This window comes from Alphaproteobacteria bacterium 33-17, from assembly GCA_001897445.1.
GTDB lineage: Bacteria > Pseudomonadota > Alphaproteobacteria > Rickettsiales > 33-17 > 33-17.
Window position 1 is genome coordinate 13,819 of the sequence record MKSX01000014.1, and the last position, 24,375, is coordinate 38,193.

Annotated in this window: 20 protein-coding genes; 13 read left to right on the plus strand and 7 right to left on the minus strand. The window is 32.5% G+C overall.

Going from position 1 to position 24,375, the window contains the following annotated elements:
- Positions 1 to 870 carry a hypothetical protein gene (locus BGO27_06525; GenBank protein OJV15075.1) on the plus strand — a complete coding sequence of 290 codons (870 nt, stop codon included), beginning with the start codon at positions 1 to 3 and terminating at the stop codon, positions 868 to 870.
- 60 nt (positions 871 to 930) lie between these two features.
- A complete protein-coding gene (locus tag BGO27_06530) occupies positions 931 to 2,634 on the plus strand; it encodes a hypothetical protein (protein ID OJV15076.1) in 1,704 nt (567 codons plus the stop codon).
- A gap of 225 nt (positions 2,635 to 2,859) precedes the next feature.
- On the opposite strand, the gene BGO27_06535 is transcribed toward BGO27_06530, so the two are convergent.
- Together BGO27_06535 and BGO27_06540 are read right to left on the minus strand one after the other, a co-directional pair.
- Complete coding sequence (locus tag BGO27_06535; protein ID OJV15077.1) at positions 2,860 to 4,428, minus strand: MFS transporter; 1,569 nt, start codon at positions 4,426 to 4,428, stop codon at positions 2,860 to 2,862.
- Complete coding sequence (locus BGO27_06540) at positions 4,406 to 5,437, minus strand: hypothetical protein (protein ID OJV15078.1); 1,032 nt, start codon at positions 5,435 to 5,437, stop codon at positions 4,406 to 4,408. The genes BGO27_06535 and BGO27_06540 overlap by 23 nt, the downstream gene beginning before the upstream one ends.
- A gap of 226 nt (positions 5,438 to 5,663) precedes the next feature.
- On the opposite strand from BGO27_06540, the gene BGO27_06545 reads away from it, so the two are divergent.
- The 3 genes from BGO27_06545 to BGO27_06555 all read left to right on the plus strand — a co-directional run bounded on the left by BGO27_06545 (position 5,664) and on the right by BGO27_06555 (position 10,480).
- Positions 5,664 to 6,371 carry a hypothetical protein gene (locus BGO27_06545; protein OJV15079.1) on the plus strand — a complete coding sequence of 236 codons (708 nt, stop codon included), beginning with the start codon at positions 5,664 to 5,666 and terminating at the stop codon, positions 6,369 to 6,371.
- Between the two features lie 9 nt (positions 6,372 to 6,380).
- Entirely contained in the window at positions 6,381 to 8,492 is a 2,112-nt protein-coding gene (locus BGO27_06550) for a hypothetical protein (protein OJV15080.1), read from the plus strand.
- A gap of 125 nt (positions 8,493 to 8,617) precedes the next feature.
- On the plus strand, positions 8,618 to 10,480 hold the full coding sequence (locus BGO27_06555) for a hypothetical protein (GenBank protein ID OJV15081.1): 1,863 nt from the start codon (positions 8,618 to 8,620) through the stop codon (positions 10,478 to 10,480).
- Positions 10,481 to 10,498: 18 nt separating this feature from the next.
- Here BGO27_06555 and BGO27_06560 read toward each other — a convergent pair whose 3' ends face one another.
- Genes BGO27_06560 through BGO27_06575 form a run of 4 tightly spaced genes read right to left on the minus strand, consistent with a single transcriptional unit; the run spans position 10,499 to position 16,453 of the window.
- A complete protein-coding gene (locus BGO27_06560; protein OJV15082.1) occupies positions 10,499 to 12,214 on the minus strand; it encodes a hypothetical protein in 1,716 nt (571 codons plus the stop codon).
- A gap of 3 nt (positions 12,215 to 12,217) precedes the next feature.
- Complete coding sequence (locus BGO27_06565) at positions 12,218 to 13,552, minus strand: hypothetical protein (protein ID OJV15083.1); 1,335 nt, start codon at positions 13,550 to 13,552, stop codon at positions 12,218 to 12,220.
- Between the two features lie 2 nt (positions 13,553 to 13,554).
- The gene (locus BGO27_06570; protein ID OJV15084.1) at positions 13,555 to 15,504 is read right to left on the minus strand and encodes an excinuclease ABC subunit B; all 1,950 of its coding nucleotides are present in this window, start codon (positions 15,502 to 15,504) and stop codon (positions 13,555 to 13,557) included.
- Entirely contained in the window at positions 15,497 to 16,453 is a 957-nt protein-coding gene (locus BGO27_06575) for a hypothetical protein (GenBank protein OJV15085.1), read from the minus strand. The genes BGO27_06570 and BGO27_06575 overlap by 8 nt, the downstream gene beginning before the upstream one ends.
- Before the next feature lie 114 nt (positions 16,454 to 16,567).
- Here BGO27_06575 and BGO27_06580 point away from each other — a divergent pair, with 114 nt between their 5' ends.
- Both BGO27_06580 and BGO27_06585 read left to right on the plus strand, forming a co-directional pair.
- Positions 16,568 to 16,972 carry a hypothetical protein gene (locus tag BGO27_06580; protein OJV15086.1) on the plus strand — a complete coding sequence of 135 codons (405 nt, stop codon included), beginning with the start codon at positions 16,568 to 16,570 and terminating at the stop codon, positions 16,970 to 16,972.
- A 362-nt stretch (positions 16,973 to 17,334) separates the two neighbouring features.
- Positions 17,335 to 17,778, plus strand: a complete 444-nt coding sequence (locus tag BGO27_06585) for a hypothetical protein (GenBank protein OJV15087.1) — start codon at positions 17,335 to 17,337, stop codon at positions 17,776 to 17,778.
- Here BGO27_06585 and BGO27_06590 read toward each other — a convergent pair.
- On the minus strand, positions 17,773 to 17,952 hold the full coding sequence (locus tag BGO27_06590; GenBank protein ID OJV15088.1) for a hypothetical protein: 180 nt from the start codon (positions 17,950 to 17,952) through the stop codon (positions 17,773 to 17,775). The two genes, BGO27_06585 and BGO27_06590, sit on opposite strands and share 6 nt — an antisense overlap.
- Positions 17,953 to 18,125: 173 nt before the next feature.
- Here BGO27_06590 and BGO27_06595 point away from each other — a divergent pair, with 173 nt between their 5' ends.
- The 6 genes from BGO27_06595 (at position 18,126) to BGO27_06620 (ending at position 24,320) form a co-directional block, all read left to right on the plus strand.
- A complete protein-coding gene (locus BGO27_06595) occupies positions 18,126 to 20,816 on the plus strand; it encodes a hypothetical protein (protein OJV15089.1) in 2,691 nt (896 codons plus the stop codon).
- A gap of 4 nt (positions 20,817 to 20,820) precedes the next feature.
- Entirely contained in the window at positions 20,821 to 21,306 is a 486-nt protein-coding gene (locus BGO27_06600; protein OJV15090.1) for a hypothetical protein, read from the plus strand.
- Between the two features lie 31 nt (positions 21,307 to 21,337).
- Complete coding sequence (locus BGO27_06605; GenBank protein OJV15091.1) at positions 21,338 to 21,709, plus strand: two-component system response regulator; 372 nt, start codon at positions 21,338 to 21,340, stop codon at positions 21,707 to 21,709.
- An 8-nt stretch (positions 21,710 to 21,717) separates the two neighbouring features.
- A complete protein-coding gene (locus BGO27_06610; protein OJV15092.1) occupies positions 21,718 to 22,869 on the plus strand; it encodes a hypothetical protein in 1,152 nt (383 codons plus the stop codon).
- Entirely contained in the window at positions 22,869 to 23,681 is an 813-nt protein-coding gene (locus tag BGO27_06615) for a hypothetical protein (protein OJV15093.1), read from the plus strand. Before BGO27_06610 ends, BGO27_06615 begins: the two co-directional genes overlap by 1 nt.
- Before the next feature lie 171 nt (positions 23,682 to 23,852).
- Positions 23,853 to 24,320 (plus strand): hypothetical protein, encoded by a 468-nt coding sequence (locus BGO27_06620; GenBank protein OJV15094.1) that lies wholly within the window; start codon positions 23,853 to 23,855, stop codon positions 24,318 to 24,320.
- Positions 24,321 to 24,375: the final 55 nt, after the last annotated feature.

The following is a 24,375-nucleotide window of genomic DNA, read 5'->3' on the forward strand; positions in this document are numbered from 1 at the left end:
ATGGAACCTAAGTTTATTGAAATAGTAGATTTACTGCAGCCAGGTCGTAAAATTGCCTATTATGATAGGGGGGCAAAGGATGCCCCTGTAATATTTTGCGCACATGCACTTAGCCGAAACGCCAGGGACTTTGACTTTATAGCGGAAGAACTAGCAAAAGATTTTAGAGTGATTGCATTTGACTTTGTAGGGCGTGGTCAAAGTACATTTTTAAATGATAAAATTCGTTATGAATATGCAACCTACACATCTGATGTGATTCAGTTAGCTGAAATGCTTGGTATTAGCAAAGTAACATGGATTGGCTCATCTATGGGTGGACTAGTTGGAATGACTCTTATGGGAATGGTTCCAAACTTTATTGAAAAGCTAGTATTAAACGACGTTGGCGCTCATATTCCTATTGAATCGCTGCAAAGAATTGCTAAATATGTTGATATATTACCTGAGTTTACATCAATTGAATCATTGGAAAATCATTTAAAAATGGTGCTTAAACCATTTTGTATAGAGAATCCTGATCACTGGAGGCATTTAGCAAAAAATAGTTTTAGGGTGCTTGATAACGGTAAAATTACGCTTGCATATGATGGCGGAATTGGTGCAAATTTTGCGCAGTTTTTAAATATTACAACTGATGTTGAAATGTGGTCGCTTTGGGAAAGTTTTGAAGTTCCAACACTTGTTATCAAAGGAAGCGACTCTGATATTCTCACTCATGAAGCCTATAACAGAATGTTATCTAAGCCTAAAGTATCTGGTATTGAAGTAAGCGGAGTAGGGCATTTGCCACCACTTATGGCAGAGTATCAAATTAAGCCTGTAGTCGACTGGATTAAAAACCCACGTGATATTAATATAAAAATTTAACTTTTGACAACTATTATTGTAATGTTATAACTCCAGTTGAAATCAAACTTAAGGATTATTATGCAGGATAAAATAGATGAGCTTAAACACTCAATTATAAATAATGATTTTTATAGTTTTGAAAATAATTTTAAACAGGCGCTAGATCAGCAAAAAACTGAGGTTTATAAAAATATTTTTCTACCTTTATTTGAATGCTCAATAATTAACAATAACCCCAAAATACTGCAATATTTAATAGATTTTTCAAAATGGCAAAAAGATGAATTTATTTTAAAATCAAGACGAAATGATGATTCTTTTGAAGTTGGGCAGGATATTGAGGAATCAAATAAAGTTTCCATGAAAATATTTGATTATTTAATACAATATGCCTCTAATGACACCACTATAACTATATGTTGTAAAGCAAATAATCTTGAAGTAGCTCTTATACTTTATAAGGAATTGATATTAAAAATTTCAAGTGGCTTTAATATTAATGACCTGCATGACAGAATTGAAAAGCCTTATCTTAAAATGCTTATTAACGCTGCAAATAAACATTTATCTTATGACAACAATAACATAAATTTTTTTGATAAATACGATAAACATGCAATTACTAAGCTAATTGAAAGTGATATTAATTATTTTATTTTTAAATCTGATGCAAAAACAATTGAATTTATATGTAATAATTGTTTTGAAGGGGTTGCAGAGTTTGTTAGAAAATTTGAACATAAGGATAAAATTTCTGAACCCTCGAAAGTTATACTACTTAAATTCAGCGAAGATAATAATTGGAATTTAGATATTAAGATTGAATTTAAATCAATACTCACTTTTCAGAGAATTTGTAGTACACAAAATTTAGAGCTTATTGGCTGGTATTTATCTGACGTTCATGAAAAAGATTATCAGGAACACTGTTATGAAGTGCTAAGATCAGCATGCAAAACTGGAAATATTAAAATGCTGAAATATATAATATCAATTGCTAAATCTGGAAATTTTTTAAGTAAACTCTTATTTGATAAAGATAACTTGAGTGAGGAAAAAAGCTTTGGTTATGTGGAATGTTTATTTAGCTCATTAAAATCAAAGCTCGGTCATGCCAAATCTAATCATATAAATATATGTCGTAAATATTATCAATGCTTGAAGCTATTATTAGATGAAATTATATCAAATAATCTATTAGTAAAGTTTACTGAAAGTGAATGTTATAAAAATATATTAGGCAGAGATGATAATCCTTTAGAGCTTAAAGATTACTTATTTGAGTTAGTAAGAAAGTATAAAAAAGATATTAGATGGGATAGATTATATATATCAAATGAGGGAGTTATTTTTAAAAAGTTTTTTCGACAAAATATTTCAATGAAATTTTCAATTAATATTGAAAAAGTTGGAGTATATATTGCTCATAATATTGATAGATTTAAAAATCATCAGGAATGGGCACTGCATAAAGTTCCAACTTTAAGGCTTGCAAAAGATTTTATACAGCAAAATATTGATATTTTTAAATCCTTACAACAAAATAAAGATCATGTGTTATTATTTGAGGAGTTTTATGAAGCTTTGCAGTGTATAAGGTATACAAAGATCAATAGAGCCTCAAAATCTATTAACAGCCCAGTATTTGCAGAGCCTTGTAAAGAGCAAATTTTTACAAACTTACCAAATGATATTAAAAAAGAAATATCAGGTTACTTGGGATTTACTTTTAGAAGTAAAGCTGAAATGGAGAGGGTTATATCGGGAATCGACTTATTATAGTTTTTTAAGTTGAGGTTTGCATGCGTCATTTCCTCACTTATGTAGATTTTTCTACATATCGCTCGTTATTTCTGTGCAAAATTCAACTTAATTCACTATAAAGGGACAATAGATTGCCACAAAATACTACGTATTTTTCGCAATGACCTTGCCGGCACATTCTGTTGTCATCGCGAGGAAAATGAAATTTTCCGTGGCGATCCAGAAAATAACTCATATCAACAATTAATGTGCTTCACCAGTATCAGCGTTTGGATCTACTTTTGCAACAAAGCCCATTAAACAAAAGCCAAACAGGAAAATCAAAGATATTGAAACAAATGCATCGTTAAATGAAATAATCAAAGCTTCTCTGCTCACTAAGCCTGATACCTGTTTAATAGCAGCAAGATTAGGGTCGGTAATTTCGTATTGGCTAAAATTACTAGATAGGTTGTTTATCAGGTTCACTGTAACATCTGATACTTCTGTTATATTTTTGCGCATTGTATCAAAATTGATTTTTTTACCATTATTTAGAAGTGTATTAGTAATTGCAAGCCCTATAGCGCCACCTAAGTTTCTCATTAGGTTATAAAGCCCGCTAGCATTTTTTACTGCTTCTTTAGGCAGCGTTCCAAATGTAATAGTGTTAATTGGTAAGAAGCAAAACATAAGCGACATACCCCTAATCATTTGAGGTAGGAAAAATTCCCAATAGGCAGATTCAGCGGTAAGCTGGGAATTTAAATATGTGCCTAAGCCAAACATTAAAAGCCCAAAAGATAGCATTATTCTAAGGTCAATTTTCTTAGATGCAATACCTGCTAGTGGTGCTGACAAAAACTGAAATGCACCTGTAACAAACATGTAGCTCCCAACTTCTAAACTATTAAAGCCTTTAATTGATGCCAGGTATAACGGCATCAGGAATACTACGTTATATAAACCCCATCCAATAATAAAGCTAAAGATACAGCCTGTAGTAAAGTTACGGTCTGTGAAAGCTGACAGGTCAATGATTGGCATTTTGGCTTTAAGTTCATGATACATCAGAAATATAAATGAAATAGCTGATATACTTGAAAATAGAACAATTGTTTTACTATCAAACCAGTCTTCTTTTGCACCTTCCTCAATAACATATTGTAAGCATCCTAAAGCTAAGGTAATTAAAAATATTCCAAGGTAATCAATAGATTTTAATAATGAAAGGTCGGGTTTATCAACGTTTACATAATTCCATACTGAATAACAAACAAAAACACCTGGTATAACATTCATTAAAAATAATACGTGCCAAGAAAAACTTTCGGTAAGATACCCACCTAATATAGGTCCAATAGTAGGTGCCATGGTAACAATTAGCCCTACCATTACGGTTATCATAGGACGCATCTTAAGTGGAAATATTATAAATATTACAGAAAACACAGTTGGAATCATCGACGCGCCAAAAGCCCCCTGAAGCGTTCTGAAGACAATCATGGAATTAAGATTCCACGATACGGCGCATAAAAGGCTCATAAGCGTAAAGCCAAGGCATGAAAAGAAAAACAAATATCTGGTTGAAAAAGTCCTGGCAAGCCAGCCTGATATTGGAATCATGATTACTTCGGCGATTAAATAGCTTGTTTGAATCCAGTTGATTTCATCTAGCGAAGCAGAAAGACCTGCCTGAATTTCACGTAAAGAACTTGCTACAATTTGAATATCAAGTATTGCCATAAACATGCCGACTGTCATGCTTATAAATCCAATCCAGTCTGACCTGCTAAGTTTTGGCGATGAATTATCTTGCCCTGACTGTGACATAAGCAGACATCCCTGATTTTACTTGATTATTAGGTTCATCAAACACAATTTTCACAGGAATACGCTGCACAACTTTTGTAAAGTTACCAGTAGCATTTTCAGCTGGAAGTAAGCTAAACTCGCTTCCTGTAGCAGGTGAAATACTCTGAATTTTACCATACATTTTTTTGCCTTTATATGTATCAACCTCAATAATCGACATCTGACCTTCTTTCATTTTTTTTAGCTGAGTTTCTTTAAAGTTAGCCTCTACCCATATTTTATCTTTGCTGATTAAATAACCTAAAGCCATACCAGGCTGTATTAGTTGCCCTTTTTTCATAATAGATTTGCCAAGTATACCATCAAATTTTGCTTTAATTTCTGTATTATCCAGATTAATTTTCGCAAGCTCAAGGTCAGCGGTAGCAATATTCAGCTGCTCTTTAGCCTCTTTTAACTGTGACTCTAATATATGAAGCTGACGCTCACTACTGCTTAGCTGAAGATTTTTAATATCAAAATCTGCCTGTGCACCTTTTAATGATTCGTTTGCAACATCAAGTCTTTGCTGGGAAGCATTGCCACTTTTGACAAGGTCTATCACCCTGGTGTAGTCATTGTTCGCTCTTTTAAAGCTAGCTTCTGAGGATGCTACAGATGCTTTGGCCTGATTAATATTATTTTGTTGAAGCTGTAGTTGCTGATTGATTTCTTCAATTTTAGCCTGAGATAACCCTATGCTAGCTTCCGCTTTTTGAAGAGCCGCCATATAGTCGCGGTTATCAACTTTTGCAAGTATGTCGCCTGCTTTAACTTCACTATTATCATCAAACAGAACTTCTTCGATATAACCCGTTACTTTAGGGCGTATTACAATTGTTTCGGCTTTGATGTATGCGTTGTCTGTGCTTTCAAAATGGCGTGAAAATAACAACCAGTAAAATACTAAAAATACAGCAATAAGCCCGAATATAATAGGTATAGATTTTTTAATTCTGTTTTTATCTAAATCGTCCAGTTGCTTCATGATGTTCCTTTCTAAAATTGCGCCGACAAAGTTGCACCTAAATAAAATTCAGTATACAGCTTAGATATTAGGGGTACTTTGATAAATTTATAGCAGTTTGATGATATCACAATTTGAATTATTTTCAACGCCCGAATAGATATAAATATGTGTTCATTATTTTTGTTTTGCTATATTTACAGGTTTTTTGTAACATTGAGGTATTCACATAATTAAAAGTACTTAAATGATAGAAAATTGGACGGCTGGAAAGGTAAAGTTTAACCAGTATGCTTTTGTACATAACGGCTACATGAACGAAAAAGGCGCTTGTTTAGGTTTGTCAATTGACTGGCTGAGGTATATATCTAAATACCATGGAAGTGAATACATAACTGATAAATATAACTATATTGTTAATTATTCAGATGATTATTATGATTTTGATACTGATACTCCTTATGAATATACAACTTCAAAAAATTTTTACAACAGAATCAATTATTACCAGATTTACGGTAATCAGATGATTAACAATTATACTTTAACAGATATTGATAAATGTAAAACATTGCCAGAACATGGTATTTTAGCCCTTTATAACAATTATGAATATTATGGTCATGCAACTGTATATTCAATTGAAAAATATGATAATAAATATGTCTTGGCATATTTTGACGCAAATATTGGTGAGTTTGAGGGTATATTTTACGATAGTATAGATAATGTGAAGCAAGATTTGAAAACTTTAGTAAAATATATGGCTGATAATTATAGTGAATATATTAATGGTGAGTGTTATTTTGACGAGATATTGGTATTAGAAAATACTGACAAATTTGTTGATGATATGTATAACAGCTGGAAAAAGGAAAAACAATATATTGAAAATATGGGAATTTATGCTGATTCTCCAAATTTTACAGAAATTAAAGATTATATTTATAGTTAACTAACTAATATGAAGAGAAAAGCAAGTAGTAATGAACTTCGAGAAGCAATAAAAAAGAAGTTTAAGGCATATCACCCTCAGGAATTTAGGTATGATTTTCATAGTATTGCACAACATTACCAGTCTATTGTTCAAAAAATTGCTGAATTTTTAGAAACTCCTGTTCTTTCTAAGCTCAACAGAACTTTTAGGGGTATGAAACTACCTGTAAATATCACTCTGCAAAAAGATCCTGGTTATTTTAAAAATGCATTTAAAAGAATTACGGGTGATCAAAAAAAATGGCAAAGATATTTAGAAAAAAATAAATTATCCAAAACACTTAATGCTACAATTATCCCCAAAAAGCAAGATGGTATATCTGAGGGTGAGATAGTAAAGAGCCTTGAAAATGTAAAAAATTTAAATATTCATAGGGTGAAAATTGGTTATGATTATATTTCTGAAGATGTAGAAAATCTGAGTTTGACACAAATTGTTATAATTAGTAAGGGAAAAACAAAGCCAGAATTTACTCAATTTAAGTTCTTAAATCATCTATATGTAAGAAAACTTCAATTCCAATATTCTAATATTGAAAATTTCATAAAGTACCTTATAAATGCCAAAAGCCTAGACGTTGATGTAAGTTTTTTAAATTATTTGACTAATAAAATTATTTTTCAAAATGCAGAAAAATTAAGTATTTATGTTAATGAAGCTAAGCCTATGCAAAATATCAAGGCATGTTTTCCAAATCTTAAAAAAGTTATGTTAAATATTGAGCCTGGTCTAGATATCCCATTTTATGCCAATAAACTTGGCGAGATTTTTAGTGAAATAGATTATTGTGAGATTATATTTTGCAATAATTATAAGCAAAATTTTTTATTAGATCTTAGTCATTTTGAGGAGCTAAAGTTTTTAAAGCTACAAGACAAATCATATGAAACGAAGCTTTCAAATGTAAAGTGGCCTCTAAGAGTTAAATTTTTGGAAGTGAGTTTAAATTTTGATAAGTGTTATTTTTACAACCTAGATCCTACTTTTACGGAAAGTCTTAAGGTTCCTGTAAGCGATAAAAGATCATTTGAGAGTTTTCAGCTAAATCCATATGGAACTTATACCTATGGAGATTTTATTAATCTTAAAGCTTTGACCCTAAATACTATTGATTGTATAGGTGATATAACTGTAATCAAAAGCCACAAGTTTAGCGATGATTTGAGCTTAAAATTGGTATTCTCATACAGGCAATGGACAGAATTACAAAACAATCATTATTTACTATGCGTTTTAGAAACCCTTTCTCGAACAGTAAGTATATCCTATGAGGTAGACTGTCATTCTCATTTTAAGCCATTAGAGGTATTAATTCCGAATATACTGCTTGAAAAATGTGGTAATGTACCTGATATTAATCTGATTAATGTTGCTGATAATACAATTGAACGTCTTTCTGTGGGAAATAAACCCCATAGTATGGTAGAAATAAACCTTAAGAATTTTAGTAAGTTTAAGATTCGTTATCTTGATTTGTCCGAATGCGAGTACCTGCAATCTATTCCAATTCTCCCATTATTTACTGGTAGCGTTTTATTAGCTAAAGGTCAAAATCTAAGTATCCACCACCTTGTTAGGTATAATTTGCATGTAAACTTTGAGATTTTTGTTAAAAATCAGCAAACCTATGAAAAAAGAGATTTTTTTCATAAGTTTCAGATAATTGATTTTAAAACAAACGATAGCATTGCTCATCTTAAAAACCCTTACATGCTAAAGGAGTCTTTTGCTAAATATTACCGTTTTGCTGAGTCATTCGCCTTTTATGAGGTTAATGTTCAAAATGTTATGTTTAATAAATTTTCTAATCAAATCAAATATATAGCTTTTTATAATTGTTATTTTGGTAATGACTTAGATTTAAGTGAAACAAATATTGAGCATATTATGATACAGAGTAATAATATACAAAATATAATATTACCAGCTAGCCTTAAGTATTTAGAAGTTAAGAGTTCAGAGACAATTGTGTATTATAATACTCTAATTTTAAATAATTCTCACATTAACTGGAGAGAGGTAACTCTTGTAGATATACCTGCCAAAGATCAAAATCTATCTTCAATAGCTATAAATTAATTTATAAATTTCAAATACTTATCAAAAGATTACAAAAATATTAACAAAATATATTGCAAAATAGTTAACGATATGTTAACTATGGTCTCAAAAGTTTAATATATTATTAATAATGAGTAATTTTTATGTCGTTAAGTAAATCTTTCATATCTAGTTTTAAAATAAATAAGTGGAATAGCAAGCCTACTCATAAAAATGAAGACGCTTCAACAGTAAATATACCTGAAGTTTTAGTAATTGAATCATCAAAATTTATTGAATATACAAATTACAATCCAAATCTTGCAAGAATAAAAGAATTGGAAATACTATCTTATAGTGGTAACCAATTTTATGGGATTTATAATAACTTAAGGAACTTTTCTAAACTTAAGAAACTTACTTTACACTCAACTAAAGTTGAATTACCTATGTTGCCAGACTCAATTGAAGAATTAAACTTACATAACGCTAATTTAGTAGCCAATAGCTATAACGGAGTAGCATTAAATTTGAAAAAGTTTTGGAGTGATAATAGCTCTGGCATATTTCCTTTATTCTTTATACAAAATGCACAGGAAATAACGATTAATACTTCAATATTAAAGCATAATGAAAATGCAATTGAGAAAAAAAATATAGTATTTAAAAATCTTAAAACTTTAACTTTATGTTGTGCTATGGGCAAAAAGGAATTTGCAAATATAGATTATTTCAAATTATTCCCAGTGTTAGAGAATATTAATATTATTATTGGTGAAAATATTGAAAATATAGACTCTATAAATCAGATTTTTCTTCATCTTGGAGATAAGCTTAAAACAATAAATATATCTTCAGAATGTAAGAAACACTTAAAGGTTGATTTTAGTATGATTAATCAGGTATGCAAAATTGAAATTCATGACAAAACAGAAAAATTGAAAATTATTTATCCAGATAATCAACTTCAAAATAATAAATATTACTTAGATGTTAAGGATTGTCTAACAACATTTTTGGATAATATTTTTAAAAATCCAAATCTAAAAAATATTACCTATAATTTATTAGTAACGCTAGAAGATATCAATATACTTAATCAATTAACTAATGACCAACAGAATCATTTTAAAGAAATTATTCTTAAAAATAACATAAATATTTATATACATAATAATAAAACTTTTGACTTAAAAATCCCTAGTGTATTCTTTTACAGAGGTTATCAAATTGTTCCAGTTTATATTTCAGATAATAATATAGTGCAAAAGTTAACCTACCCATCTGATACTAAAGCAGTAGAACTTGCCCATTTTAATAATATACGAATTGCTGAAGTAGATTTATCAAACTGCTTAAATCTTGAAAAGGTTTCAAAAATTAATAATAATGTTAATGTTATTACATTGGCAATAGATTCAGATGTTAAATCCTCTGATATATATTATAATAATCCAAATTCTTTAGTTAAAGTGCAAGTTAACTTAGGTAATAGCTGCAAAGTTTCATCAATTACAAATGAAGAAATTTCAGTTAAAGGTCCATTTTTAGAGTCATTTAAATATTGTATAAGTACCTTAGATTACGCTGAAGCAATCTTCCCTTTAGCTAGAAAAATTGTATTTGAAGGCTGTGATCTTACAAATTTTTCATTTGAAAATATTCCATCAGGCGTTGAATGCTTTGAATTTATCAATTGCACAGGTAACTTGGTTATCAATAACGATAACATAAAATTTGTAAGTGCAGATTATTCAAACTTTAGCTTCATCAAATTATCCAAAAATATTAGAACTTTAAATATTATTAATAATATAAATGATTATGTATATAATGAAAATATACAGGAATATATTATGATGCTTAATTCACATATTAATTGGCAAAATATACTATTTTATATTAATGGATATCAAATGGAAACTCGTCCTTTAAATCAAGATAGGTATGCATTTTATAGAATAGATTTTGACGATCGCAGTATAACAAGCAACGATGAAAGTCTTTCAATGGATCTAGCAAATTAATTACTAAAATAAAAGGGGCTATTCCTCGCCCCTTAAATATAGCTTGTAATAGTATCCTTCTTTTTTCATAAGGTCTTCGTGGGTACCTGATTCTACTATTTTACCGTGCTGCATAACATAAATTAGATCGGCATCGATAATAGTTGAAAGTCTATGAGCAATAATAAGATTAGTTTTACCACGCCTTATACGCTTAATATTTTCCATGATTTTAGCCTCAACGATGTTATCAAGGCTTGATGTTGCTTCATCGAGTATCATGATTGCTGCATTTTTGAGTAAAGCTCTGGCGATAGCTATGCGTTGACGCTGGCCACCCGAAAGTTTATTCCCACCTTGACCAATTTGAGCATCAAGTGAGCAAAAGTCAGTAACTAAAGCATTTTCTGCTGCTTGTGTAATTTCATCTACTGATGCTCTTAAGTTACCATAGGCAATATTGTTTTCTACTGTATCATCAAAAATAGCTACTTCCTGTGTTACTATAGCTATATTATCACGTACGGATCTTAAATAAGATTCTTTGATATCTTGGTTGTCTATAAAAATGCTACCAGAATTTGGGTCATAAAGTCTGAGTAATAAATTGATAAGTGTTGACTTACCGCTACCTGACTCACCAACAATAGCAATGGTTTTTGCAGGTGGTATAATTAATGTAAAATCTTTCAAAATATTATTTTCGCCATATTTAAAGGTAATATCTTTAAATACAATTTCACCGTTAGAAACTTTCAAATCACTGGCATCTGATTCTTCACGAATTTCTGGTTTGTTGTCAATAAGTGCAAAATAGCGTTTTGCGGCAGCTAAACCTTCCTGAAGATTTGTATTTAGGTCTGACAAAGTTTTAAGTGGTTTGTACGCAATAATCAATGCTGCAATAAATGAAAAGAAACTACCAGCTGTTGTGACGCCTTCCATAACTTGGCTTCCGCCGTACCAAACAACAAGTGCTACAGCAATGCCCCCAAATGATTCCATGATAGGTGAAGAAACAGATTCTGTTCTGGCAGCTTTTAAATATAATCCCAAAATGCCATTTATAATTTTACTGGCTCTTGAAATTTCATAATCTTCACGGTTATATGACTTTATAATACGTATATTTTTAAACGTTTCGTCAAGCTGAGCCGTATAGTTTCCAAGTTCTTCCTGAGTACGGGTTGCAAGTTTACGCATACGCTTACCAAGCCTTATTATAGGATGGATAGTTACTGGAAAAACAATCAAAGCTAAAACTGATAATAACCAATTTTGGTAAATCATTACGCCAACTAAAAATACTAATGATAAAAAGTCGCGGGCAATACCTGTAAGTACCGTTGAAACAGAGTTACGCATTGTATTTATATCTATGGTAAACCTTGAAATAAGCTTACCAGAAGAAAATGAATTTATATAGGCTAGGTCAGAATTAATTAAATGATCATATAGGTCAATTTGCATTTCGGTAATGATTTTTTGACCTAATTTTTTCATAAGATAGTTCTGGAAAAAACTTGCAAAGCCCTTCATTACCGCAAGTCCAAATACTATAAATGTTATTGAATAAAGCATACTCATATCTTTATTAATAAAGATTTTGTCTAGCATTGGCTGTATAAGGTAGGCATTCATACCATTACCAATCGCCACAAAAATCATAGCAATTGTACTAAAAATGATTAGGGCTTTATACTTAAAAACATAGGTAGAAATTAGCCTTTTTAAAATGCTGTATGATCCGTCCATAGTTTAGCTTCCTGCAATTGTCATTTTAGGAATCATCAGGCTAGGGGAATTCGTACCTGCTTTAAATTCAAGATCGTTTGCTGGTATCATACTTATAAATATATCTTTTAAATTTGATGCTAAAGTGATTTCACTAACGGGATATTGTACTTCACCATTCTCAACCCACAGACCAGATGCACCCTGACTATAATCACCTGTAAGTCCATTTACGCCGCCACCAAATAAACTGGTCACAATCAAGCCTTTTGTGGTGTTTTTGATCATCTCTTCAAGTGTTGCTTTACCATTTTGTAAGTAGAAATTTGATGTAGATGGAGATGGATTAGATGCAATGCCCCGTGATGCAGATGCTGTAGATTTAAGCCCAAGTTGCTTCGCTGATCTTAAATCCATGATCCATGTTTTTAATACGCCATTTTCAACAACATGAAGTTTTTGTGTGGCCAGACCTTCAGAGTCAAAAATTCTTGATCTTTGACCACGAACCATGAGTGGGTCGTCGAAAATATTAATATCGCTGCTGAATATTTGCTTTTCCATCATGTCTAATAAGAAAGAGCTTTTTCTAGCTATGCTAGCTCCGTTTATACATGAGGCAAACTCACCAAGTAATCTTGCAGCAAAACGGGCAGGGTAAATTACCTGAGCTTCTGTTGTTGCAATTTTTTTAGGATTAAGTTTTTGTATTGCATTATTAGCTGCGTTTATGCCAATTATTTTAGCATCCTTTAAGTCGCTTAAGTATCTTGTTGTGTGATAATCATAATCTGTTTCCATCCCATTTTCTGAACCTGCAACAGCTGCGGTTGATATACTAAATGTTGATGCTTTATATGATTTTGCAAAGCCTTTAGATGTAGCGAGTGCAATATAAGTCTTACTTTGCGATACTTCTGCACCGCTTGAATTTACAATGCCTTTAACTTGCAAAGCGGCATTTTCGCATTCAAGTGCTTTTTCTTGCATTTGCTTGGTTGTAATTTCGCTTGAATCAAATAAGTCTAAATCAATATTACCGTTATATAAACCTTCTTCTGCTAAACTTAAGAGTGGATCTTCTAGAGAGTTAGTCGCCATTTGAATGGCTTTGTTTATTATGTTATCAGTGTTTTCTAAGCTGAAATCACTTGAGGATACAATAGCGTGTTTTTTGCCAACAAAAACTCTGATTCCAAAGCTTTTGCCGCGTGAATATTCGCATTCTTCTAATTTACCAACCCTTACGCCTACCTGAGTTGTCGCATCATCTATTACAATGCTGTCGCATTCAGTTGCGCCATGTTTTAGTGCTTTTTTATTAATATCGTCTAAAAAGTTCAGTAAATTATCCGTCATATTTATCCTAGTAATTTTTGCTCAAGTTTATGTATTTCATCACGTAATTTTGCGGCTTTTTCAAATTCTAAATTGCCAGCTGCAGTAAACATTTCTTTTCGCTTATTTTCTATAGTTTTTGCAACTTTATCAACATCTATTTCTTCTTTTAGCTTTTTCTCTTCGCTTTCTCTTATTGCTTTTAAAATACCTAGCGGATTTATTCCATGTTTTTCATTGTATTCAAGCTGAAGTTTCCTACGTCTTTCTGTTTCGCTTAGAGCTTTTGTAATAGATTTTGTTTCTTTATCAGCATATAAAATAACGCGTCCATTAACGTTTCGTGCAGCTCTGCCAATTGTTTGAATTAGAGATGTTTCTGAGCGTAAGAATCCTTCTTTATCCGCATCTAAAATCGCAACTAAAGCACACTCTGGAATATCAAGCCCTTCCCGAAGTAAGTTAATTCCAATAAGAACATCAATATCACCACGGCGAAGCTGGTTCAGAATTTCCACGCGTTCTAATGTTTTAATATCGGAGTGTAGGTAGGTAACCTTTATACCAATCTCCAGCATATATTTTGATAAATCTTCCGCCATCTTTTTGGTAAGAGTAGTAACTAAAATTCTTTCGCCGTTTTCAATAGCGATGCGGCATTCTTCAAGTAAATCATCAACCTGATTGGTTGCGGGTTTTATGGTACAAACTGGGTCAATAAGACCAGTTGGGCGGATTACTTGCTCAACAAATACGTTATTTGTACGCTCAAGTTCATATTTTCCAGGAGTTGCAGATACATAGACGGTAGATCCGCGAATTGCATCCCATTCCTCAAATTTTAGCGGGCGATTATCCATAGCGGATGGTAGCCTGAATCCGTATTCAACTAAAGTAGTTTTACGGCTTCTGTCACCATTATACATTGCGCCAATTTGCGGGATAGTTACGTGGCTTTCATCTATGAATAGTAAGGCATCTTTTGGTAAATATTCAAATAATGTAGGAGGTGCCATGCCGCCAGGTCTTCCTGATAAATACCTTGAATAGTTTTCAATGCCTTTGCATGAGCCTGTTTCTAACATCATTTCGATGTCAAACATAGTGCGTTGTTCTAAGCGCTGTGCTTCTAGGAGCTTATCCTGACTTCTTAAAAATTCTAACCTTTCGCGCAGGTCGTTCTGAATTTGCTTTATAGCATCCTGCATACGATCTTGAGGTGTAATATAGTGAGAGCATGCATAAATAGAAGCTTGTTTAAGCTTTGCAAGCTTATGCCCCGTTATAATATCATACTCATTTATAGCATCTATTTCGTCACCAAAAAAGTTTATCGACCAGCCCTTTTCACTATAGTGAGCTGGGATTATATCTACATTTTCCCCTCTAACCCTAAACGTACCGCGCTTATTTTCAAAGTCATTGCGGTCATATTGAAGCTTAATAAGGTTTTTGATTAAATCATCCCTTGATAATGTATCACCAACTTTAACTGTAAAAGACATTTCAGAATATAAGTCAGGCGAGCCTAAGCCATATATACATGATACTGACGAGACTATAATACAGTCGCGGCGCTCTAAAATTGAGCGGGTTGCTGAGTGACGCATAAGGTCAATCACTTCGTTTATCTGGGCGTCTTTTTCAATAAATACGTCGGTTCTTGGGATATATGCTTCAGGCTGATAATAATCGTAATAAGATACAAAATATTCGACGGCATTATTTGGGAAAAATTCTTTCATTTCAGCATAGAGCTGGGATGCTAAGGTTTTATTATGCGCCATAATAAGGGCAGGGCGGTTAAGTCTTTCAATAACATTAGCCATGGTAAAGGTTTTGCCAGAGCCAGTAACCCCAAGCAAAACTTGCTCTTTTTGCCCAGAAGTAATGCCGTTTACAAGTTTTTCTATAGCCCGTGGCTGGTCGCCGCTAGGTTTGTATTGTGATACAATTTCAAATTTATTACTCATTTGGCTCCCTTAGCTTCGCAATTAAACTCGCCATATCTGAGGGCAGCGGTATTTCAAACCTCATTTCCTCATTTTTATTAGGATGTATAAACCCAATTGAGTAAGCATGCAAGGCTTGTCTAGGAAAATCAAGTTTTTTATACTTGTTTATGTCTCTTGATTTATATGTATCGTCACCTACAAGGCTATGCTTTAAATGCGTCATATGAACCCTAATCTGGTGAGTTCTGCCTGTTTTTAAAGTAAGCTCTACAAGTGAATACTGATCGTCAAAGGTTTCTAATACTTTATAAATGGTTACAGCCTCTTTGCCATTTTTATTATTAGAAACAGCCATTTTTACACGGTTTTTAGGATCACGCGCAATATAGGTAGTAATAGTTCCAAATCTAGGCATAGGAACGCCATAACAAATAGCAATGTACTTACGAGACAGTTCGCGGCTTTTAAGCTGCTCTGAGAGTTTAAAATGAGTGGTGTCGTTTTTAGCTATAACCATAAGACCACTTGTATCTTTATCGAGCCTGTGAACAATACCAGGGCGGAAGTCGCCATTAATACTGGATAACTCTTTGGAATAAAAGGAAAGTTCGTTGGCTAAGGTATCTTGATAATTACCTGCTCCGGGGTGAGTGGTAATTCCAGCATATTTATTAATAACTATTAAATCCTGATCTTCATATATTATATCAAAACTTTTGCTGGATTTTGGGATTAGGTGGTTTTTAACCTCTTCTTCTACAACTATTTCAAGAAAATCAATAACTTCTACCATAAATTTGGGGTCGTTGGTTAACTCTTTGTTAACTATTACTCCCTTTTCCTCAATAATTTTTTTAATTTTTGTACGAGAAATATTTTCTTTTTCTAATAAATCTGCTAACGTTTTATCCAGCCTGTTTTTTTGGCTTAGTTTAATATTAGTGAAGGTAATAATTTTATGGTTCATAATCTTCAAAAAACCAAAATTGTTATGTTAGTTATGATGTTATTCTTGTATTTCGGAGCATTTGTGCTTATGGGATACGTTATACATCACATCGCTTAATTACCCAAATAAAATATGAAAGTAGAAGTCATAACTCCTATAAATCCTGTAAATAATGCTAAATCTGCAACTAAAACGGCAAATGATGGTAAGTTTAAGGAAATATTAGGTGCAAAGTCTGGCTCAAAATCCGAGCAAACTACATCAGTAAACGGTCTCCAGTTCTATTATATAGAAGAAATGAATCAAGACCTGCCCGATCAGCAAAGAAAAAAGCAAATAGCATATGGTAAGAAATTACTAGACGAACTTAAAAAAATAAGACTTATGCTATTATATGGTGAAGTATCTCAAGATAAATTAAGCAATATCAATGACTTACTTTTAGAAGCTAAAGACATTGCGCACACAGATCCTAAATTATCTAAGATTATCAGTGATATAGAGCTAAGGTTAGAAGTTGAAATGGCAAAGTTGTAATTGACTGTAATCCGGTATGTCATTGCTGTAAAACTTCAGAGTTTAGGTTACGGTCATCACCGTGGCAATCTAATTGAATGTAATAAAAAACTCATATAAATTACGACCAGGGGGCGAGTTTTTGAAAAAAACGAGGGGAGTAATTTATATGTTCAATGTAACCCCAAATAAATGGAAGAAAAATGACTTCCCGGGGGTGGTCAGTCATTTTTATTTTTATAAATATTGGCTTCTATTACAAGCAGTTTTGTCAGAGATACTTTGAACTTCTACAATTGCGAGCAAAATGCAGTTTTGCGTGGCAATCTATTTAATATCTTGAGTTTTTTTAGATTCTCAAGAGGTATTGCATACTTCTTGAAATGACGACAGATCTTGCCGAAAGGTCTGTTAGTAAAAAATACGGAGTATTTTGTGGCGATCTATTTGTCTGTAAGTTATTATGGATTGCTTCTGGGTTAAAAGCTCTAGCAATGACTGTCAACGATACTACGAACCTATATTTTGAAGGGCTTAAAAAATTTGTTTTAAAGAACAAAGAAGCTATTACACAAATGTATAATCCTAAAGATTTATTTGATGTTAACACATATAACATACTTGATAAGGATCCATCGCAATTTAAGAGGCTTTTGGAAAATACTATAGAAAGGATTGTTAATTCATTTAATTTCAGAATTTTTCTTGATAAAGATCAATCAGTTTTGCTTAATAGGTACATTTCAGGTAATCACAAAAATACTAGAGATCTTATAATAAAAGATGATAATTGTGAGCAAAAGTCGGGTTATAATCAAGATTTATAACCTTTCCATTTTGGAGTCGTCTTTAAAGTTATCCAATATTTTATACCCATTTTTAGGATCCCCTAGTAATCTTAAAACTTCTCTTTTCAGTTCTTTTGGAAGGTTTTTGTAAGGATAATTTTGATGACTTTGCTCTATTTTTTCTCTAAATTTTTCTGAACTATCTAATGACATGTTTTAACCATTTGTTAACTTTTGTGCTGGATAATAGCATTTAGTAACGATTTGTAAATCTATTTTTGATTTATTAAAATTTCTATCCTATTAATATCTACTTGTTTTTGTATTTAAAAAAGGTTATTATTTTAATATATTACAATTAATTGAGCATAGTAGGGCTGGGCGCTATGGATGATTTGATCAATGATTTCCTTGCGGAAACTAATGAATCTCTTGCAAAACTTGACGTAGAGCTGGTAAAGCTTGAGCAAACTCCAGACGATAAGGAGCTTTTAGGTAGTATATTTAGAATAATGCATACTATCAAAGGGACTTGTGGATTTTTGGGATTAGCTAAGCTAGGATCAGTTGCTCATGCTTCTGAAAACATCCTCGATATGGTTAGAGATGACAAAATAGCAATTAATCCTGAAAGAATATCAATTATTCTTGAGTCGATAGATGTTATTAAAACGCTTGTTAAGTCCTTAGAGGAAACTGGTAGCGAGTCTGATATGGACGTATCAAACTTGATTAACAGGCTTAATGCTGCGACAGTAGATAGCGCGGTTTCAAGTGTTCCGTCTGAACCTGCAGAAGCCCCAAAAGCTGAAGCTGAACATTCTGAGCAAGTTGTACCTGAAATAAAAAATGAAGAAAAGTCATTAGATTCAGGTGGTTTTACTGATGTTATTAAGGATATCGAAGCTTTAATTACTAAAAAAGATGAAACAGAAGCTAAGATTGAAAAATTTAAAACTGAAACTGAGGCAATGAAAAAGCCTGCGGCTGATCCTAAAAAAGCGGCTCCTGCTGCGCATAAAGACCATAAATCTACTGCTCAGCAAACTATTAGGGTAAGTCTTGACTCATTAGAAGGGCTAATGCAAATGGTAAGTGAGCTTGTACTTACCCGTAACCAGTTGCTACAAATTTCACGTAGAAACAGAGATAGTGAATTTACAATGCCATTACAAAGGCTTAATCATATTACATCAGAGCTGCAAGAAAGAGTGATGAAAACCCGAATGCAGCCAATTGGTAATGCATGGGCGCAATTTCCAAGAATTATAAGAGATTTAGCAGTTGAACTTGGTAAAAAAATTGAGCTTGTAATGATAGGAGAGGACACAGAACTTGATAGGCAATTAATTGAGTCTATTAAAGATCCTCTTACTCATATGGTAAGGAATTCAGCCGATCATGGTATTGAAAAGCCAGAAGAAAGAAAAATGGCGGGTAAAAGTGATGTTGGTAAGGTAACTCTTAAAGCTTATCATCAGGGTGGTCATATCATTATTGAAATTAGTGATGATGGTAAAGGTCTTCACATCGATAAAATTAAAAAGAAAGTTATAGAAAATGGCTTGGCAACGCAGGCTGACCTTGATGCGATGACAGATCAGCAAGTTCAGCAATTTATATTTAGAGCTGGTTTTTCTACTGCAGAAAAAATTACCGCTGTATCAGGCAGGGGTGTTGGAATGGACGTTGTTAAGACTAATATTGAGAAAATCAGCGGTACAGTTGAGATGAACTCGGTATTTGGTAAGGGTTCAACATTTACTATTAAAATACCACTTACACTAGCTATTATGCCAATTTTAATTGTAGAGTGCAATGGAGGTAAGTTTGGTATTCCGCAGATCACTATAACAGAAATGGTAAAGGGTGGTGGTAATCTTGAGCATAAAATAGAGCATATTGATAATCGTATGGTAATCAGGCTCCGAAACTCTATATTGCCACTTGTGCCGTTAAATGATGTATTATTTCCTTCTAATAAAAAAGAGATCGATGAGAAAAAAGAATATTTTGTAGTTGTTTGCCAGGTTGGTTCATTTAGTTTTGGCGTTATTGTAGATAAAATTTATGATACGGAAGAAATAGTAGTAAAGCCAGTATCTCCTGTTATTAAGCATATAGACGTGTATTCAGGTAGTACTCTTCTTGGTGATGGTGGCGTTATAATGATACTTGACCCTACAGGACTGCTTAAATATCTTTCTGACACTACATCTAGTTCTGATAATAACTTTATTAACCGTGACAGATCTATGATGGGCGATAGTGAAGATGCAAAAAAACGTTCTAGCTTCCTGATATTTAGAGCAGGCGGTACTTCACCACGCGCAGTTCCACTTGATCTTATATCTCGTCTAGAAGAAATAGATGTTTCTAAAATTGAGACGTCTATTAATAAAATGGTGATTCAATATCGTAAAAGCCTTATGAGGATTGCATCAATTGATACAAGCTATCAAATGGCGAAAGAAGGTCTTCAGCAGGTAATAGTTTTTGCCGAGAAAAATAGATTTTTAGGATTAGTGGTAGAGGATATAATTGATATTGTCGAAACAAGAGTTGATGAAATTACTGCTGTACATAGCGAAGGATACATTGGCTCATTTGTCCATGAAGGTAAAACAGCAGATATTATAGATATCAATTACTTTTTCCATAAAACATTTGCAGATGATATAGATCACGAGGTTAAAATTGCGCAGGATGCTAAAAGAATTTTGCTAGTTGATGATAGCCCGTTCTTCAGAAAGTTTATTCCACCTACGATTAATAAACTAGGATATGAAGTTATAACAGCGGAAAATGCAGATTCTGCAATGAAGCTTTTAGAGAAAAACTCAAATATTTCAATGATTATAACTGATATTAATATGCCAGGAATTAGCGGTAATCAGTTTAGTATGAATTGTAAAAGCGATGACAGATATAAAGACATTCCAATAATTGCACTTTCGTCAAACTTTAATAGCGTGGCTGAAAATCCTAAAGATAGTGGTCTTGATGCTTATGTTTCTAAAACAAATCATGAGGAACTTATTATGGTAATTCAGAAACTTATGACAAATAGAGGATAATAAAATGGGGCATGCATCATTAAAAGCTTCTGTTGAAAAAGATGTGAATGAATATGTAACTATGAACATAGCTGGTCAAAAATTTGGCTTAGCTGTTAATAAAATTAGGGATATTCTGGCAAAACAGAAGATTACGCCTATTCCGCTTGCACCACATCAGGTTGCAGGATCACTTAATTTGCGTGGTAGAATTATTACTGCTATTGATCTTAGAATAGTACTGGATTTGCCAGTAAAAGTACAGATTCAGGATGCAATGAATATAGTAATAGAAGTACATGACGATATGTATAGTTTAATTGTTGACGGTGTGGGAGATGTTCTAAACATTGCAACAAGTAAAATACTTACAAGTCAGGAAAATCTTTCAGAAAAATGGAGGCAACTTGCGCAAGGGATATATCCATTAACTGAGGAATTGCTTGTAATTTTAGATGTTGATAAAATTTTTAAAGATACTGCTCCATCAGAAGATGAAGAAGGTGTTTAATTTAGATTGATTGTTATAAAGGGGAGTTGATATGAGATCTTGTTTGGTAATAGATGATTCTAAGGTAATTAGAAAATTCGCTAGAAGTATAGTAGAGGAATTAGGTTTTGAGGTTAGTGAAGCCGCGGATGGAAAAGAAGCATTAGAAATTTGCTCTAAGTCAATTCCTGACGTTATTTTACTTGACTGGAACATGCCAGTTATGGATGGTATGGAGTTTTTAAAAGGCTTTAAAGATAAATATGCAGGTGTAAAGACACGTGTAATATTCTGTACTACTGAAAATGAAGTCGCAAAAATCAAAACAGCAGTTACTGCTGGTGCGGATGAATATATTATGAAGCCTTTTGATGCAGAAATTGTAAAAGGCAAGTTTGTTCAATTAGGTTTAATCGAGCAATAAATAATTATATGACTCACAAGATTGATGTAACTTATAGCGTGGCAATTATCCATGATCTTTCGGTAACGAGAGATTTTATAGCGCAGGTTTTAAAAAAATCTAGTGAGGTGAGTAATTTATTATCTTTCCAAAATCTAAACGATTTAACTCATCATATTCAAAAAGAGACTGTTGATCTTGTTATAGCCAGCGTTAAAGTTATAGATCAATTAATCCAAAAACTCCCTGAGATTAAAAAATATACAGGTTCCCATATTAAAGTTATAGTTGCGATTGATAAAGATAATAGTTCAGAAGCATTTACAGCTCTTAAGGCAATTTCAAACGGTGCAAATGATTATGTAGAAATCCCCAGTATAATGTCTACGTCTATGCCAGTTAAAATTGAAGCAACTAAAGCTATTGAAAGTAAAGTTATAGAGCAGTTATCTGTAATTTATAAAGAAAAACATCCTGAAGAATTTAAATTAAACACCATTAAATCTAATAAAAATATTCCTATTTCAAAGCGTAAGTTAATTATTCAAGATTTTGATGCTAATCCTTCAAATTTGCCTATTACACTTAGAAATTCAAAAATATACAAACCACAAGCTATCGCCATTGCTGCCTCTACTGGTGGGCCTCAGGCTCTGAATAAACTTTTCATTGATTTAAAAGGCGAGAAAATCGAGCAGCCTATATTTATAACTCAGCACATTCCACAAAATTTTTCTAACTATTTTGCGGTGAATTTAAGTGCTGTTACAGGCAGAGAATGCATAGAGGCAAAAGATAAAATGCCTGTTGAAAATGGCAAGGTTTATGTAGCGCCAGGTGATCATCATATGATAGTTTTGCTTGAAAATGGTAATAAAGTCCTAAGACTTGATCAGTCAGCACCAATTAATTTTTGCAGACCTTCTGCAGATCCTATGATTGAAACGCTATCAGATATCTATGGAGCAGAATTACTGGTAATAATTTTAACTGGTATGGGTTCGGACGGTCTTGAAGGCGCAAGATACGCCGCTAAAAATGGCGCTATAATAGTAGCACAGGATCAGGCATCAAGTGTTGTATGGGGCATGCCTGGCGCGGTTGCTAATAATGGATTATGTAATGCGGTGATTCCGCTAGATCAAATACCTTCTTATATTCAAATGATAGGAGCTTCATGATGGGTAAAAATGCATATTATGCTAAAATTGCAGAAGTTGTAAAAAAGCACTCGGGTATAAATATTGAAGAGGATAAATTTTACCTTTTTGACTCTCGTTTAGAAACTTTAATGCAGGATTATGGTTTAAAAACTATAGAGAACTTGTCTGAAAAGCTTCTTGCTAATGATAATCCTAAAATGATTGCCGGTCTTATTGAGGCTATGACAACCCATGAGTCATTATTTTTTAGGGATATTAAAGTATTTGATCAATTTAAAAGTGAAGTTTTACCAAAGCTTATTACTGACAAATCTGAAACAAAGCAGTTAAAAGTATGGAGTGCAGCTTGTTCAAGTGGTCAGGAAATATATTCGGTAATGATTCAGATGATGGAAAATGCAAACCTTAGGGACTTTAAATATGAGGTTGTTGCAAGTGATATATCAGAAAAGATTATAGCAAAAGCTAAACAGGGTGAGTACACTCAGTTTGAGGTTCAGCGCGGTATGCCGATTAGTTATCTTATGAAATACTTTGATAACGTTGGAGAAATCTGGAAAATTCAGGAAAATATTAAAGCCCCAATTACATTTAAGCAGCATAATTTAATTGGAAATGCTGCAAGCATAGGGAGCGACTTTGATGTTGTTTTCATGCGCAACGTGCTTATTTATTTTGATAAATCCACAAAAGTTATGGTGCTGAATAACGTGCATAAATCAATGCGTAAAGGTGGGTTCATATGTGTAGGAACCGCAGAAAACGTATTCGGCTGCGAATCGCTTTTCGAGCCAGTACCAAACACCACATGCTGGTTTAAATCAATTTAGGGTTATTTTAATTAGTAAATCTAATCAATAACTTATCTCAAATATTCCAAAACCCTTAATAAAACGTTAAGAAAAATATTCATCTTAACGTTCTTTTTTCTTGTTTATCAATAGGTTAATTTTTCGTGTAAAGGTTGCTTTTTATTAATTTTTGTGATACAACTCAACCTCGTGAATAAGTTTGCTATTTTTGAAGGAAAAGAAATGTCTAAAGAAAAGAAATCATATTATAAAGGGAAACAGCATCTTTATAATCAATTAGATAAATTAGTTAGAGCAATGGAAGAGTGCTTATTGGGAAAAAATAAATTTGATACAGCTAGTTTTCCAATGATAGAGCATGCAAAGGTTGTTATTCAAGGTAGAAATAAAAAGAAAAAAGAAGATCAGATTTCAGATGAAAAATCTCTAATAGATGAACTCAGAAGAATTAGACACTTAAAGATATATAATGTAGGGGGTGTTGATGCTGCATGTATACATTTTAATAGTCTCAGTGCGCTAATATCTGAAAACTATGATAAGCTTAAAGCTAAATATAAATCTAATACAACTAGTATATATAATGTTAAAAATACAGTTTTTTGGATTGTTAAGGTAGCGTATTATAAATTAGTATTAGATATGGATCATGTATAGATCTTGCTATAAGTAGAGCTAAAGCAATTAAAAGTTTTATAATAAAAGTTAATGA

Bases quoted from the DNA above. Each gene is read 5' to 3' on its own strand.
- BGO27_06565 (OJV15083.1), bottom strand. From the start codon at position 13,552: ATGACGGATAATTTACTGAACTTTTTAGACGATATTAATAAAAAAGCA.
- BGO27_06610 (OJV15092.1), top strand. From the start codon at position 21,718: ATGACTCACAAGATTGATGTAACTTATAGCGTGGCAATTATCCATGAT.
- BGO27_06535 (OJV15077.1), bottom strand. From the start codon at position 4,428: ATGTCACAGTCAGGGCAAGATAATTCATCGCCAAAACTTAGCAGGTCA.
- BGO27_06580 (OJV15086.1), top strand. From the start codon at position 16,568: ATGAAAGTAGAAGTCATAACTCCTATAAATCCTGTAAATAATGCTAAA.
- BGO27_06570 (OJV15084.1), bottom strand. From the start codon at position 15,504: ATGAGTAATAAATTTGAAATTGTATCACAATACAAACCTAGCGGCGAC.
- BGO27_06590 (OJV15088.1), bottom strand. From the start codon at position 17,952: ATGTCATTAGATAGTTCAGAAAAATTTAGAGAAAAAATAGAGCAAAGT.
- BGO27_06605 (OJV15091.1), top strand. From the start codon at position 21,338: ATGAGATCTTGTTTGGTAATAGATGATTCTAAGGTAATTAGAAAATTC.
- BGO27_06585 (OJV15087.1), top strand. From the start codon at position 17,335: ATGACGACAGATCTTGCCGAAAGGTCTGTTAGTAAAAAATACGGAGTA.
- BGO27_06555 (OJV15081.1), top strand. From the start codon at position 8,618: ATGTCGTTAAGTAAATCTTTCATATCTAGTTTTAAAATAAATAAGTGG.
- BGO27_06540 (OJV15078.1), bottom strand. From the start codon at position 5,437: ATGAAGCAACTGGACGATTTAGATAAAAACAGAATTAAAAAATCTATA.
- BGO27_06615 (OJV15093.1), top strand. From the start codon at position 22,869: ATGGGTAAAAATGCATATTATGCTAAAATTGCAGAAGTTGTAAAAAAG.
- BGO27_06595 (OJV15089.1), top strand. From the start codon at position 18,126: ATGGATGATTTGATCAATGATTTCCTTGCGGAAACTAATGAATCTCTT.
- BGO27_06530 (OJV15076.1), top strand. From the start codon at position 931: ATGCAGGATAAAATAGATGAGCTTAAACACTCAATTATAAATAATGAT.
- BGO27_06545 (OJV15079.1), top strand. From the start codon at position 5,664: ATGATAGAAAATTGGACGGCTGGAAAGGTAAAGTTTAACCAGTATGCT.
- BGO27_06600 (OJV15090.1), top strand. From the start codon at position 20,821: ATGGGGCATGCATCATTAAAAGCTTCTGTTGAAAAAGATGTGAATGAA.
- BGO27_06560 (OJV15082.1), bottom strand. From the start codon at position 12,214: ATGGACGGATCATACAGCATTTTAAAAAGGCTAATTTCTACCTATGTT.
- BGO27_06550 (OJV15080.1), top strand. From the start codon at position 6,381: ATGAAGAGAAAAGCAAGTAGTAATGAACTTCGAGAAGCAATAAAAAAG.
- BGO27_06525 (OJV15075.1), top strand. From the start codon at position 1: ATGGAACCTAAGTTTATTGAAATAGTAGATTTACTGCAGCCAGGTCGT.
- BGO27_06575 (OJV15085.1), bottom strand. From the start codon at position 16,453: ATGAACCATAAAATTATTACCTTCACTAATATTAAACTAAGCCAAAAA.